We start from the raw sequence: 13,375 nt of genomic DNA on the forward strand, positions 1-13,375 counted from the left end.
AATTAGAAGGAATTAAATTACCATTTAATTTTTGATGCTAATTTGGATTTTCTAAACTTAGCATGCCTGTATTATTAGCATAGGCAAATAACTCTGCGTAACGACCCCAATCAATCACGGTACGCAGAACACGTTCAGCTTCTTTTTCGCTTAAATAATCTTCTAATTCATTCAAAAAACGTTCTCTAGAGGCACGTTGACCGGTTGTACGTCTTTCTTCTAGAACCTGTCGTATATGCTTTGCTAAAGGTACATAACGTAATAAATGAGCAGCAAAGATTTTTTTTCGCTCTAAGATATCGGCATTTGCAAATAATTTTCCAGCTTCAGTTAGAATTAATTCTCCATTGTTGACGTGAGCAAAACCTAAAATATCCAATACTTCGGTTAATGGGAATAAATCATCGACATCTAAATGTAGTGACTCAGTAAGTTCAGGTAAACTCACATGACCTTGGTATTCGGATTGATCTAAAGTTTCAAGTAAACCCGTTAATTCGGAAATGTCAGCATCGGGAAGACGATAACCTATATCCGTGATGCGAGGTAGCTGTTCTTTGAGCAACAATTTCTTACGCTCATCCATTTGACGGGTAATTAATGAATATATTTGATCGACATATTTTCGAAATTCGGGATTTTGCTCAGTTCGTGGATAAGGTAAATCAATGGTTAATTCTGCTCGGATAGTGCCTGGATCACTATCAAATACAATGACACGATTAGCGAGCAAAACAGCTTCTTCAATGTTGTGCGTTACAAATAAGATTCCGCGAGTCCCCGTTTGTTTAGCTTCCCATAAATCAAGCAGATCGCTTTTAAGATTATCAGCAGTCAGCACATCTAAGGCTGAGAAGGGTTCATCCATTAATAACACATCGGGATTAATAACTAATGCGCGTGCAAAACCTACACGTTGACGCATACCACCGGATAATTCCTTTGGATAAGCAGATTCGAATCCATCAAGGCCGATAATATCGATAGCTTTTAAAGATCGCGTTCGACGTTCATCTCGAGGCACACGTAATGCTTCGAGACCTAATTCAACATTTTCTAATACGGTTAACCAAGGTAAGAGCGCAAAGTTTTGAAAAACCATCGCCATGCCTTGTACAGGTCCATTAACTATATGGTCACGATAAGTGACTGTGCCGCTGCTAGGGTCAGAAAGACCAGTAATGATACGCAATAGCGTAGATTTCCCCGAACCCGATTTGCCTAATAACGCTACTATCTCATCTTCATAAAGTTGAAAATTAACCTTATCAAGGACTAATAATTCTTGTTGTTCAGCTTTTTTAAAGGATTTGCTGATATCTTTTACAGTAAAAATGGGTTTCTTATTCATGATATTCCCCCTTAATCCAATCGATAACGTGATTGAGCTAAATTGTATAATGGACGCCAAACTAAATGATTCATAACTAAAACAAACACACTCATCATTGCCATTCCGAGTGCCACTCTTGGAAAATCACCAGCATCAGTTGATTTTGCAATATAAGCGCCTAATCCAGTTGCCGTGAGTGTAGTAGAGCCCCAACTGATTACTTCCGTTAAAATAGTCATATTCCAACCTCCCCCAATCGCGGTGATGGTGCCTGTAATCCAATGAGGAAAAATTCCGGGTAAAACCAAACGACGCCACCATTGCCAACCTTTAACACCAAAGTTGCTGGTCGCTTCTTTTAAATCTTCCGGTAGGGCGGCTGTGCCAGCGATAATATTAAATAAAATGTACCATTGAGTGCCTAGTAGTAATAATGGCGTAGACCATATCTCAATATTTAAGTGGTATCTTAAAAATAGAATAACCGCAACAGGGAATAATACGTTTGCTGGAAATGCCGCTAAAAATTGTGCAATAGGTTGCACCCACTCTGCAATACGACGATTTAGTCCTATGAAAACTCCAATAGGTATCCAAATGATACTGGATATTAAAATAATGGTGATGATTCTTAATGCGGTTACACAACCTAAAAATAGTACGTGAATTATTTCATGTAATGAAAGATGCTTTAAAATAAAGTGTAATAATAGCCAAAGTGATGTAGCCACCATTAGTGTAATACCGCTATACCAAATAATTTCGATCGATTTATTAGAGCTAAATTTTTTGGTTATAACTTCATTTTTTGTTTTCTTTGAAAAAGAAATATTGATGATGGCATCGCCTAATTTTCCAAAAAAACGACCTAAATATTTTAAAATATAGGTTTGTTGTAATAGCACAGTAACCCAGGAACGAGAAACATATTCTTGACCAACTTGTTCAAAGGTAAATTTTTTTGACCAGTTTAATAAAGGTCTGAAAAGGAGTTGATCATAAAGTAAAATGACAATAAGCATAGTAAGGATAGTGTAAATCACACCCGAAATGCTGGCCTGGCTGATAGCAAGCCCGAGATAGGAACCGACACCAGGCAATACGATCGTTTGATTATTGACCGAAATACTTTCCGATGCGATTAAGAAAATCCAGCTGCCCGACATAGACATCATCATATTCCATAGTAGTCCAGGCATGCTAAAAGGAACGTCAAGGCGCCAAAAACGTTGCCAGGCAGATAAGTGGAACATATCAGCAGCTTCTTTCAATTCAGTAGGTACCGAGCGTAGACTTTGATAGAAACTGAGTGTGATATTCCATACTTGAGCAGTAAAAACTGCAAAAATTGCTGCGGCTTCAGGACCTAACCGACTTCCATGAAATAAAGCGATAAATCCTACTATGGTAATAGATAACAAACCAATCACAGGTACAGACTGTAAGATGTCAATACAAGGGATAATAATACTTGCAGCACGTTTATTTTTAGCCGCTAAGGTTCCCACAGTAAAGGTGAATAATAAGGAGAACGCCATGGCCGTAAATAAGCGTAATACGGTAAACAAAGCATATTTAGGTAACTGATGAGGATCTAAGGATAAAGCTAAGGTTTGTCCGACTTGATAAGGAGCAGTCATTTGCTTGCCCGCCCAAACAAATGCAGCAAGCATCCCTAGCACAATAATAAAAGCAACTAAATCCCAGCCATTCGGAAGGATTTTAAAAGAATTTCTAAAAGAAAATCGATTGTAGAATGTTGACATGGACCTACCCCCATTTAGTTTGGGGAGGTAGATATTTGCCCCCACTAGCTTTATTCTTCGTACTTGAATTTTTGACTGTGTTGTTGCTCAAAAATCCACATGCGAATAAGTCTAACTAGGGGGGGCATATATTTACCCCCTGAAATTTAGCGGGAGCCTAGTAAGATTTTTTTCTTTTGTCAATAGGTAAATTTAATATACTCTTCGCAATTGAATTTTTGTCTGTGTTGCCGCTCAACGCGCAATCCTCATGTATCTTAAAAATACATTCCGGTTGCTTCATTCTCGCGGCGCCTTGTCAAAAAACCAATTGCTGTGAGTATAGATTTATTTTTTACAGACTGAACGGTAGATCCATCCCAAAATGCTTAGTGTTGATAACACTCCAAATAGGCTGGCTAGCAAGGTAAAATGTTTAGGCATAAGACGTAATACGTCGGTAGATTCTGCCAAAGTAAAGGGGATCGCTAATACCACACCCATTAAACAAGCCCCCGCTACTAAACCACAGGCTAAAGTGAGGCCGCGTTGTCTAGCGACATTGTCGGCTGATTTTTCGGTTTGTATAGGGTGTCGTTTAATCAATGTTCTTTCAACGAAATAGGAAGCGAGCCCACCTAAAATTAATCCAGATGAAGTATCCAAAGGAAGATAGATACCGATACCGACCGCCAATACAGGCAACCGCATACCGCGTTTTTGCAATATTCGATCAATGATAATACAAAAAATAGCAACAACAAAACCAATGCTAATTAAATTCCAGGGTAGGTTATGTTTGAATGCGCCAGCAACTAAGCTTGCCATAAGCGTAGCTTGAGGTGCGGATAACATTTGGGCAGGATCCATATGGCGTCCGGGAGGAGAAATACCGCCAATTCCATAAGCATTAAATAATAATTCTAATGTGGGTGCCAAAATTAAAGCAGAAACTACTACCCCTAAAATTAATATAACTTGTTGTTTCCAAGGAGTTGCGCCGACAATTTGTCCTGCTTTTAGGTCTTGAATAGTATCATTAGTAATGGCACAGCTACTACTGACCAGCGTCCCTATAATGATTGCTAAGCCTTCCCCTTCAAGTAAATGCTTAGTATCGTGAGTAAAGCCAGGCGCCCAACTAAAAATGGCAAGTAATGTAAGAGATGCGAACAATAGTACCGAAAGAGAAACACCTGAAATGGGACTTTGGCTACTTCCTATAAGCCCTGCAAAGTAACCACAGAGCGAAGAAAAAAAGAAGCCAGTGATTAAAATAAAAACAACCCCGATAACTAAGGTGATTATTTGGATAGTGCTGGTTAATCCTAAGGCAGGATGATTTATAAAGCTGAATAAAATATACCCTAATGGTAATATTAAAATACCCAATAAAGCTAAAGTATAGTTGATGGGTATATCACGTTCATGTTTAGGCAAGGATGTGAAACCGCTTTCTTTAATGGTTCTTAACGACATAAAGGATGAGTGAACGCCCTTAATGATAGGTTTAATGAGCAGTATCATCGTCCATAAACCACCTACTAACATAGTGCCTACGCCAATTGGACGTATGCTGGACTGCCAAATGCTAGTGGCTAAACTGCTAGCAGATTGACTAGTCGCTATTGCCAGAGGATGTAAATAACTAAAAATAGGAATTCCAATTATCCATCCGATTGCCACGCCCAGTAATGTACTCAGTGCTACACCAATACCAACTATATATCCAGCTGCCAATAATGCAGGTTCAAAGCCAAACGTAAATCCAAAAATAAATTTATTATCAGCTTTAAACCATAACGGAAAATTATCTGCGATGATTTGGAAACCCGATTGAAAAAGTGCCACAAAAGCACCTAAAATTCCGCCTTGGACTAGCTCTTTAAGATTTCCTTTTCCCTCTTGACTGATTTTCAAAACTTGACCTATGGCGGTGCCTTCTGGAAAGCGTAATGTAGGATCGGCTAATAAAACTCGTCGTAATGGGATAGAAAATAAGATTCCTAAAATTCCACCTGTTAGTGAAATTATTACCGTTTGCCAATAATCAAAATGTTGCCAGTAGTGAAGAATTATTAAGGCAGGGAGGATAAATGCGGTTCCTGCGACCAGTGCTTCACCCGCAGATGCTCCAGTTTGGACAATATTACTTTCAAGTATGGAGGAGTTTTTAAAAAAACGTAGGATACCCATAGAAAGAATAGCTGCAGGTATAGATGCAGAAATAGTTAAGCCAACCTTCAAGCCTAAATAGGCATTTGCAGCAGCTAAAATGACAGCGAGCAGAATAGCCAACAGGATGGCACGAAAGCTTATTTCAGAGGGTTGTGACGACATGAAATCCGAAATTTTTTTTAGTAATCATTTTATTTATCACATTGTCTCGTATAGGTCAAAAAATTGATGTAAGAAAATGGGAAGTTTTCGGAAAATTGTTAGAAAAAAATTCTGTGTTCATTCTGAGTATAACCAATTTAATATCCTGCCCCGAGCGTTTGCTAGACCTATCGATTTAGTTGCTGAAAAGATTTGTATTTCACAGGGTTTATCAAGAATTGCCAATTGCTGGGTCGTTAATTTCAAGGCATTTGCAGCTTGATTTCGTGTCAATTTATCCGCTTTAGTCAGAAGGATATATGTCGGTATTTGATAATGAGAGGCCCACGTTAGCATGGCTTGATCCCGGTCCTTAAGTGGGTGGCGGATATCCATAGTGATAACTAGCCCTTTTAAAGATTTCCTGATTTTTAGATAAGTGGCAATTGTTTTCTCCCAATCTGCCTTTTTATCATTAGGGACATTGGCAAAGCCATAACCAGGAAGATCGACTAAACGTAGGTGTTCATTGATTTGAAAAAAATTTAATAATTGGGTGCGGCCTGGAGTTTTACTAGTTTTGGCTAAACCCTTTTTTCCAGTAATTGAGTTAATCGCTGTAGATTTTCCAGAATTGGAACGACCAATAAATGCAACTTCTGCGCCTTGATCTGCGGGCAGTTGATCTAGTTGAGCTGCGCTTTTTAAGAAGACGGTAAGTGGAAAGACATGGGAACTCAAGGTTATCTTCCGCTTAATTAAAAAAGAAAAATTCCCTGGCCTTTATATTATTTTTATAGTTTATCAAAGCCTGGCAAAACTATAAACTAAATATTAATGTTTAGCAACATCACATTTTTTCCAAAAGCACCATAAAAAGGTTCTCGATGTTAGGTTACAAAAATTTTACATTTTTCTTTGTATTCTTTTTTTTATTAGGGGTTACGCCGAGTAATGCCAAAATAGTTGAAAAAGCTTTCAATGACATTATCGCCGGATGTGAGCTATGTCATGGTATCAAGGGAAACTCCACAGCCAATGAAAATTGGCCAAAATTGGCGGGTCAGAACGTTAATTATTTAATGAAGCAAATGCAAGATTTTCAACCAAATGTGAATCATGGACGTGATAGTCCAATAATGAATTCCTTAATTGCTGCATTGTCGAAAAAAGAAAAAATAAAAATAGCAAACTATTATGCAAATTTGTTAGGGGCTACTGATACCGCTCATCCCCATTTACTTCCTTTAGGACAGAGGATTTATCGTGGTGGAGATGCAGATAAAGAAATACCCGCTTGTTTAGCTTGTCATGGCCCTGCGGGCCTAGGGAATCCACCGGCCGGATTTCCTCGTTTAAGTGGACAACATGCTCAATATATTGTTACACAATTAAAAGCATTTCGTGACGGCAAACGCAATAATGATAAGTATCAGATGATGCCAATAATTAGCAAAAAAATGAATGATGCAGAAATTGTTGCCGTATCTAATTATATTTCAGGTTTATATTCTTAAAATTATTTAGTAACATTTTTATGCTCAGGGTTTATCAACAGACACATTCCTTGTGGCGGCATAATTTGATTTTTTTTGGGGTAAGTATTAGGAGATATAAAAATAGGTGTGCTTACTCTTAAACCATCGGGAAAATCTAACTCCACATACGATGCGCTCCAACCTTGTTTAGAAGTTTGAATCTTAAGTTTTGAAACTCGCCCATTTACCATTATGTCAGTAGGTTGATAATGAATTGCACAAGAATACCGAAAATCTCGAGTAATAGGGTTTTCTGCGGACCACAATATTATTTTGGATGGTTTTTCTGAATAATCAATTTTTAATCCATCTTCAGTTCTATTCCAGGTAATTACCGGCAAAGCTTGATGCGAAATAATTCTTTTATAAAAAGCAGACAGTGTAGAAGCTAATTGTGAGACTGAAGGTGAATATTCTATATAATGACCAGAATTCGGTAAATAAAATAACAATTTCTTTTCTGATAATGCGGCGTAGTAATATTGGGAGCTGTCGGGAGGAAAGAAATCATCTCCGCTTGCATTAACAATATATTTAGACATTTCAGCTAACTTTTTTTGATAAGGTGCGACAGTAAAATAAGAAAAAGGATCTTCTAATTGCAATAATTTTAAATAATTCGAATAAAAAATATTATTAGGGTTGGCATATTCGGGGATATGTTGAACATTATAATCGTTTAATGCTATTGGCCAATGTTGTGCATAAACATTATAAATATGTGGAATTTGTTTTTTTAAATTTAATACATCAACCACAATTGGAATCATGGCAATGACCCTGTGATCAAGTAAGGCAGTCATCCATGTGGCCCAGCCTCGTTTTGAAGCGCCTATGACCACAAAATGATTTATGCATATATGATGCTGCTGTAGTATATTTTGTGCTAACGTCATGGCTTGCTGTGCAGCAATTGCCATAGGAATATGTAAAGGATAATAAGATAATTTTGGATTGTGAATGAAACGATTCCATGTAAAAGCAATAATCTCATCTTCTTTTAATGGTTTATTATTGATAGTTAAGTATTGATTAGGATTATCTTTAAGTACAATGACAATATTATGCTGAATTAATTGGCTGATAATTTTATCAGGAGAATTATCTCTTATTATTTTAGAATTGCTATATCCACCCGTAATATAAAGAGCAGCCGTATCAACCTTAGGATTTTCTTTGGGAACAAAGATATCTATTTCATGTTTCCAGACATTGGGTTTAATAACATCCGGAGTATTAGTCTGAAAAATTTTCGGCCAAATGATGGATGCAAAGCTATATTTATATTGGGTATATTGAGTTGTTTTTTCTTCGCCTAGATAACTTAATTGCGAAGAGAGTGTGGGTAATACCTTTGCAGCGCAAAGTAGTACTTGATGAGGATGTTGTAATAGATAATTAGAATTTTCACAATTTTTTAAATCTAAAGGGAATGAATAAGTTTTTATCGCAGGATAGAGCAATAAAAAAGAACAAATTAGCCAAATTGGTTTTTTTGCAGATATTTTCATAAATTATTTTAGATATTCAAAATTCTTTGATTTAAAGGCGTTTACATTCTCATAATATTTTTTGTAAAATAAATAAACCTGTTTGAATTGCCTCGTTGTTTTGTTGACGTCCTATAACCTCTGCATATTTCAAGAGTTTCAATTGTTTTTTTTCAGCTAATTCTTTTATATAAGTTTCAGCATGTTGGTAACGCCCGTTAGTTTGCAAAATATAAGAAGAAATAGGTTCATTGGCCAGTTCAATGGAGAAGGCTAATAACCCATTTGCCTGCAAACAATGTATTATTTTTTCAAAAAACTCACTAAGATTACCAAAATATACTAATGTATCGATACAAAGGATAAGATCAAAATTTTCTGCTAATTCAGTAATGCCATTCAAAATATCCTTTTCTATTAATATATCATAACAGGTTTTTTCTTTTGCTTTATTAAGCATATTACGTGAAATATCCATTCCGATTATTTTTTTTGTAATATCACTAAAACATTGACCACTAAGACCAGTGCCACAACCCAGATCAAGCAGATTATATTTTTTATTTTCCAAAAAGGGATCTAACTGTTCGCGAAGTAATTCAGGTGTTTTATAGAGTAAAATATTTTGCAGATGTGTATCAAATTGAAAGGCATAGTTGTCAAATAAATTTTTAATATATTCTAGCGGTGCACTGTCAGGTATAGCTTGTTGGGTGAGTGCACAGACCATATAGTTGGCAATGGCATGTTTATTGTTTAAATTTAAAATGATTTGATAATGAGTTAAAGCGGCAATACTGTTATTTAGTTTTAGATAAATGGCAGCAAGGTTACAATGAGCATCTATATGTTTATCATCAATAGTCAAAATTTTTTTTAGATCATGATTGGCTTCATTTAAATTACCCGTCAACATTAAGCTATGTGCACGGTTAAAAAGCGCTTCTGTATCTAAAGGTTCTAAATTTAGATATAAAGAATAATGCCATATGGCCTCTTTCAATTGATTGTTCTGTAGTAAAATAGCCGCAAGATTATTTCTCGCGGTTTTGTGCTTTGGATCAATAACAAGTGCGCGTTTAAAATAATCGATAGCCAAGTCTAGCTGTTCTTTTTTTAACATTAAGGCAGCAAAATTATTTAATAATTCTGCTGAATTAGGATCGAGATCTAGAATTTTTTGATAATGATAGTGAACTTTTTCTAGATCCTGATCCTGCCAATAAATATTAGCAAGTTGCCAGTGTCCTTGAATAGAATTTGGATGCAAACTTAATACATTTTTGAATTGCGTTACCGCAGCATTTTTTTCTTGTTGAGCTAAAAATACTAAACCTAAATTAAAATGTGCATCCAGGTAGTCTGGTTTTAGATCGATAGCTTGCACGTAATGTTGACGGGATAGATTTAATTGATTTTGTTTATAAAATAAACCCGCTAAATTATTATGAACTTCAGCATAGTTTGGATTTAAACGCAAAGCTGCTTGATAATGAGTTAATGCGAGTTCGTATTGATTAATTTTTTTAAAGATGTTTGCTAAATGCAGATGAAAACGCGCTGAATTTGGTTGAATGGATAAAGCTTTTTGTATCCAAGCAATTCCAGTGTCCCATTGTTGTAGTTCAATGGCTAGCAACCCTAAAGCATGGATAGCTTCTACATGCTCGGGTTGTATGCTTAATATATATTCATAGACATCTTTTGCGTATTTTATATCACCGGCCTGATGGGCATTTAAAGCTTGCTGAAAAAAAGCCTCAATGGACAGATTTTCAGCTTGGGGTAATGCTCCAGTTTCACGGTTGGTTACCGAGGTTTTGACCGGGTTTAGCAGAGTACTTTGCTCGTCGTGCTGGTCATCGAGCATAGAAATCGTCTTATTGTTTGAAAAGCGAGTATCATTCATACCTGAGGCTCAATATAAAAGAGCAGCTTTCCTTGCTTAATCAATAAATCATCCCACGTTTTGATACTAAAACCTAGCGAAATTACACCTGCGGTAGGCAAAATGATAGATTTGGTAGTGGGACAGAGTCTGTGGGCCAAATTACTCAAGGTGGGGTTATGAGCTATTATGCAAGTGTGATCAGATAAATTCAGCGAAGAAAATGATTTTAAAATATCTTCGGTATCACCTGAGTAAAATACTGGGTTAAGATGAATGAGTTTTGGGTTTATTTCTAGCTTTTCACAAAGAAATTGGGCTGTTTGTAAGGCACGTTTAGCGGAACTACAGACTAAATAATCTGGCAAGTATTTTTTTTCTTTTAGTTGCTTTGCGATATTCTCAATTTGATGTAGACCTCTTTGAGTAAGAGTGCGATCAATATCACTTTCAAAAATTTGTTGCGGATGTGTTTCGGCATGTCGAATTAGCGTCAAATTTTTCATAGATTCTGATTTTTATTAGGTAGCGATAGCGTTCATTTCAATTGTTATAACGACGACGATGATAAGTGCCATTTTTAAAGCTATCAAAAAAGTAATCTAATTCAGGATGCTCAACAGGATCCAGTGTATCATCCTTAGTTAGATTCATTTCGGCTGCATAAGCATGATGAACAGAACCATGAACTAAAATATGATACCAAGGTTGGTTTTTAGGAGGGTTTCCAGGGGCGTTTTTGTTATACCAAGCATCATCTCCTTGAAAACCAGCATCGGCGTCAACAATGACACCGCGATAACCAAACAAACTATGCTGGACAATTTCTCCGATTCCGAAACGTGCTTTTATAGGCTCCACCATAAATAAATCCTAGCTGATATTTTGATAAGTTGCTATGACAGGGACATGATCCGATGGTTTTTCCCACAGTCGTATTTCTTTATCAATTTCACAAGCAATACATTGGGAAACTAAGGCATCGCTAGTTAATATGTGATCAATACGTAAACCATGATTCCGCCGAAAAGCTCCGGCTCGATAATCCCACCATGTGTAATGACCAGATTCGTTATTAAATAATCGAAAACTATCTTTTAATCCTAAGGCCAATATTTCTTTTAAAGCTTGGCGTTCCTCGGGGCTAACCAATACTTTATCTTGCCAAATTTGTGGATCATGGACATCTTTATCTTCAGGGGCGATATTAAAATCTCCTAGTACGATTAAATGTGGATGCTGGTTTAATTCTTGTTGTAAATAGATTTTTAGTTGCTTTAGCCAGCGTAATTTATAAATAAATTTTTCAGAATCTAAATTTGAGCCATTAGGCACATAAATATTGACGATACGCAAGGATCCTACATTAACAACTAATATACGACGTTGAGTGTCATCAAAATCAGGTAAGAAAGTCACTTCATTTTGCATGGGAATACGACTAATGAAGGCGACACCATTATAGGTCTTTTGGCCATTGTATAAGACATGGTAACCCGCTGCCTTGAATGGCTCTTCAGGAAAATGTTGATTTTCAACTTTTGTTTCTTGCACTGCAAGGAGATGGGGCTGATGTGAGCTTAGCCAAGCTAAAACATGCTCTAAACGTACGCGTAAAGAGTTAACATTCCAAGTCGCAATTTTAAATAGTTTGCTCATTTATAATAAAAAATTTTTATATCGGCGATAAAGTTTTCTGTTTCTATAATTTTATTTAACTTAGTTTCTAAATCACTTTGATTGCTGAATATAATAGGTAATTTCAAGTCAATGGTAATTTTGCCGTCCAAATAATGAAAGGCGGCGGTTTTAATGGCTGTTTCTGGGAGCAAACCATGCCAATGTTTCTCCAAAATCTTTTGTAATGTACCCCGGTCAGGTAAATCATAAGATGGGTTAATTAATTCATCATCTTCGGTATCAATATGAACAGTAACATCAGTAATATCTGGAAATGATGCAATTAAACGTTTATCGACTTCTTGGCCAATATAATGCCCTTCTGAAACACTAATGGATGGATCAACTAAAACGTGAACATCGCAAAAGATGGATCCTGCAATTGAGCGCGTACGGAGTTGATGAATAGCCTTTACGCCGGGGATTTCTTTTATAAATAATTTAATTTTTTCAGTTTCTTCCATGCTGAGAGCGGTATCAACTAACTCACGAATACTGTGCCAGCCAAAATCCCAAGCTATTTTTAAAATCATTAACCCTACGATAATAGCCGCAACCGCATCCAATTTAGGGAAACCAAGCCAGGCTCCTATCACTCCTAAAGCAACGGCTATAGAAGAAGCCGAATCACTACGATGATGCCAGGCATTAGTCATTAAAAGCCTAGATTTAATGCGATTTGCTATATGCTTGGTCCAGAAATAAAGTAGTTCATTGAGCACAACTGAGCTAAGAGCAATCCATAAAACAATTTGAGCAGGAAGGGTATTGACATGAACAGCAGTGATAGTAATAAAAGCATTAATAATAATAGCAAAAGCCGCAATAGCTAAAATTAATGCTAATAAAACTGTAGCAGCTGTTTCGATACGGCCATGTCCGTAAGGATGATCTTCGTCTGCCGCTTTATTGCCAAATTTTGCGGCAATAATAACGACGCTATCAACAATTAAATCAGATAGAGAATGAACCCCATCCGCTAGTAAGCCATGAGAATGACCAATAACACCAAAGACTATTTTTAGTCCTGCTAATAGAATGTTTTTTAACCCACCCCATAAAGCGATAAAGCGTGTTTGTTGATAGCGAGAAGTATTCATTTAACTGCTACCTATTTGTATCGTCATAAAAATTTCTCGACATTGTGTACTACTTGATAGTAAATAATGACCATGAATCCGACACCAAGCTGAAATATCAGAGAGACTCCCTTTATCAGTACATACAATCTCTAAGATATCGCCCGGTTTTAAAGTTTTTACGCACTCTTGTACCTTAATCACAGGTAAAGGACAGAGCAGACGTCGAGCATCTAATTGATGAGTCATAATGTTAGCTTTTTTAGGAGTCTAGTTAATTTATATGAATTAGACTTGCTTCAA

The 13,375-nt window shown here is 36.5% G+C and carries 12 protein-coding genes; 1 reads left to right on the forward strand and 11 read right to left on the reverse strand.

Going from position 1 to position 13,375, the window contains the following annotated elements; genetic code table 11:
• Positions 1-37 precede the first annotated feature (37 nt).
• The 4 genes from AAHH40_RS00325 to yihA all read right to left on the reverse strand — a co-directional run bounded on the left by AAHH40_RS00325 (position 38) and on the right by yihA (position 6,138).
• Positions 38-1,351 (reverse strand): nitrate/sulfonate/bicarbonate ABC transporter ATP-binding protein, encoded by a 1,314-nt coding sequence (locus AAHH40_RS00325; protein ID WP_342220140.1) that lies wholly within the window; start codon positions 1,349-1,351, stop codon positions 38-40.
• A gap of 11 nt (positions 1,352-1,362) precedes the next feature.
• A complete protein-coding gene (locus tag AAHH40_RS00330) occupies positions 1,363-3,099 on the reverse strand; it encodes an ABC transporter permease (RefSeq protein WP_342220141.1) in 1,737 nt (578 codons plus the stop codon).
• Between the two features lie 327 nt (positions 3,100-3,426).
• Positions 3,427-5,418 (reverse strand): OPT family oligopeptide transporter, encoded by a 1,992-nt coding sequence (locus AAHH40_RS00335; protein WP_342220142.1) that lies wholly within the window; start codon positions 5,416-5,418, stop codon positions 3,427-3,429.
• 117 nt (positions 5,419-5,535) lie between these two features.
• Positions 5,536-6,138 (reverse strand): ribosome biogenesis GTP-binding protein YihA/YsxC, encoded by a 603-nt coding sequence (yihA, locus tag AAHH40_RS00340; RefSeq protein WP_342220143.1) that lies wholly within the window; start codon positions 6,136-6,138, stop codon positions 5,536-5,538.
• A 146-nt stretch (positions 6,139-6,284) separates the two neighbouring features.
• Between yihA and AAHH40_RS00345 the strand changes: the two genes are divergently transcribed.
• On the forward strand, positions 6,285-6,914 hold the full coding sequence (locus tag AAHH40_RS00345) for a c-type cytochrome (protein WP_342220144.1): 630 nt from the start codon (positions 6,285-6,287) through the stop codon (positions 6,912-6,914).
• Between the two features lie 2 nt (positions 6,915-6,916).
• On the opposite strand, the gene AAHH40_RS00350 is transcribed toward AAHH40_RS00345, so the two are convergent.
• From AAHH40_RS00350 to AAHH40_RS00380, 7 genes are read right to left on the reverse strand one after another with little or no spacing between them, the layout of a single operon-like run.
• Complete coding sequence (locus tag AAHH40_RS00350; RefSeq protein WP_342220145.1) at positions 6,917-8,446, reverse strand: PhoPQ-activated protein PqaA family protein; 1,530 nt, start codon at positions 8,444-8,446, stop codon at positions 6,917-6,919.
• Positions 8,447-8,495: 49 nt separating this feature from the next.
• A complete protein-coding gene (locus AAHH40_RS00355) occupies positions 8,496-10,334 on the reverse strand; it encodes a tetratricopeptide repeat protein (protein WP_342220146.1) in 1,839 nt (612 codons plus the stop codon).
• The gene (locus tag AAHH40_RS00360) at positions 10,331-10,819 is read right to left on the reverse strand and encodes a SixA phosphatase family protein (RefSeq protein ID WP_342220147.1); all 489 of its coding nucleotides are present in this window, start codon (positions 10,817-10,819) and stop codon (positions 10,331-10,333) included. Before AAHH40_RS00360 ends, AAHH40_RS00355 begins: the two co-directional genes overlap by 4 nt.
• Before the next feature lie 37 nt (positions 10,820-10,856).
• Positions 10,857-11,177 carry a heat shock protein HspQ gene (gene hspQ / locus AAHH40_RS00365; protein WP_342220148.1) on the reverse strand — a complete coding sequence of 107 codons (321 nt, stop codon included), beginning with the start codon at positions 11,175-11,177 and terminating at the stop codon, positions 10,857-10,859.
• Between the two features lie 9 nt (positions 11,178-11,186).
• Positions 11,187-11,972 (reverse strand): exodeoxyribonuclease III, encoded by a 786-nt coding sequence (gene xth / locus AAHH40_RS00370; RefSeq protein WP_342220149.1) that lies wholly within the window; start codon positions 11,970-11,972, stop codon positions 11,187-11,189.
• Entirely contained in the window at positions 11,969-13,093 is a 1,125-nt protein-coding gene (locus tag AAHH40_RS00375; RefSeq protein WP_342220150.1) for a cation diffusion facilitator family transporter, read from the reverse strand. Before AAHH40_RS00375 ends, xth begins: the two co-directional genes overlap by 4 nt.
• Positions 13,094-13,321, reverse strand: coding sequence for a sulfurtransferase TusA family protein (locus AAHH40_RS00380; protein WP_342220151.1), 228 nt, complete (start codon positions 13,319-13,321; stop codon positions 13,094-13,096).
• Positions 13,322-13,375: the final 54 nt, after the last annotated feature.

Source organism: Rickettsiella endosymbiont of Miltochrista miniata, from assembly GCF_964031245.1.
Classification (GTDB): domain Bacteria; phylum Pseudomonadota; class Gammaproteobacteria; order Diplorickettsiales; family Diplorickettsiaceae; genus Aquirickettsiella.

What these genes read in the sequence shown, in the direction of transcription:
- AAHH40_RS00360 (WP_342220147.1), bottom strand. Translation starts at nt 10,819, where the DNA reads ATGAAAAATTTGACGCTAATTCGACATGCCGAAACACATCCGCAACAA.
- hspQ (WP_342220148.1), bottom strand. Translation starts at nt 11,177, where the DNA reads ATGGTGGAGCCTATAAAAGCACGTTTCGGAATCGGAGAAATTGTCCAG.
- AAHH40_RS00325 (WP_342220140.1), bottom strand. Translation starts at nt 1,351, where the DNA reads ATGAATAAGAAACCCATTTTTACTGTAAAAGATATCAGCAAATCCTTT.
- AAHH40_RS00380 (WP_342220151.1), bottom strand. Translation starts at nt 13,321, where the DNA reads ATGACTCATCAATTAGATGCTCGACGTCTGCTCTGTCCTTTACCTGTG.
- AAHH40_RS00335 (WP_342220142.1), bottom strand. Translation starts at nt 5,418, where the DNA reads ATGTCGTCACAACCCTCTGAAATAAGCTTTCGTGCCATCCTGTTGGCT.
- xth (WP_342220149.1), bottom strand. Translation starts at nt 11,972, where the DNA reads ATGAGCAAACTATTTAAAATTGCGACTTGGAATGTTAACTCTTTACGC.
- AAHH40_RS00350 (WP_342220145.1), bottom strand. Translation starts at nt 8,446, where the DNA reads ATGAAAATATCTGCAAAAAAACCAATTTGGCTAATTTGTTCTTTTTTA.
- AAHH40_RS00330 (WP_342220141.1), bottom strand. Translation starts at nt 3,099, where the DNA reads ATGTCAACATTCTACAATCGATTTTCTTTTAGAAATTCTTTTAAAATC.
- AAHH40_RS00375 (WP_342220150.1), bottom strand. Translation starts at nt 13,093, where the DNA reads ATGAATACTTCTCGCTATCAACAAACACGCTTTATCGCTTTATGGGGT.
- AAHH40_RS00355 (WP_342220146.1), bottom strand. Translation starts at nt 10,334, where the DNA reads ATGAATGATACTCGCTTTTCAAACAATAAGACGATTTCTATGCTCGAT.
- AAHH40_RS00345 (WP_342220144.1), top strand. Translation starts at nt 6,285, where the DNA reads ATGTTAGGTTACAAAAATTTTACATTTTTCTTTGTATTCTTTTTTTTA.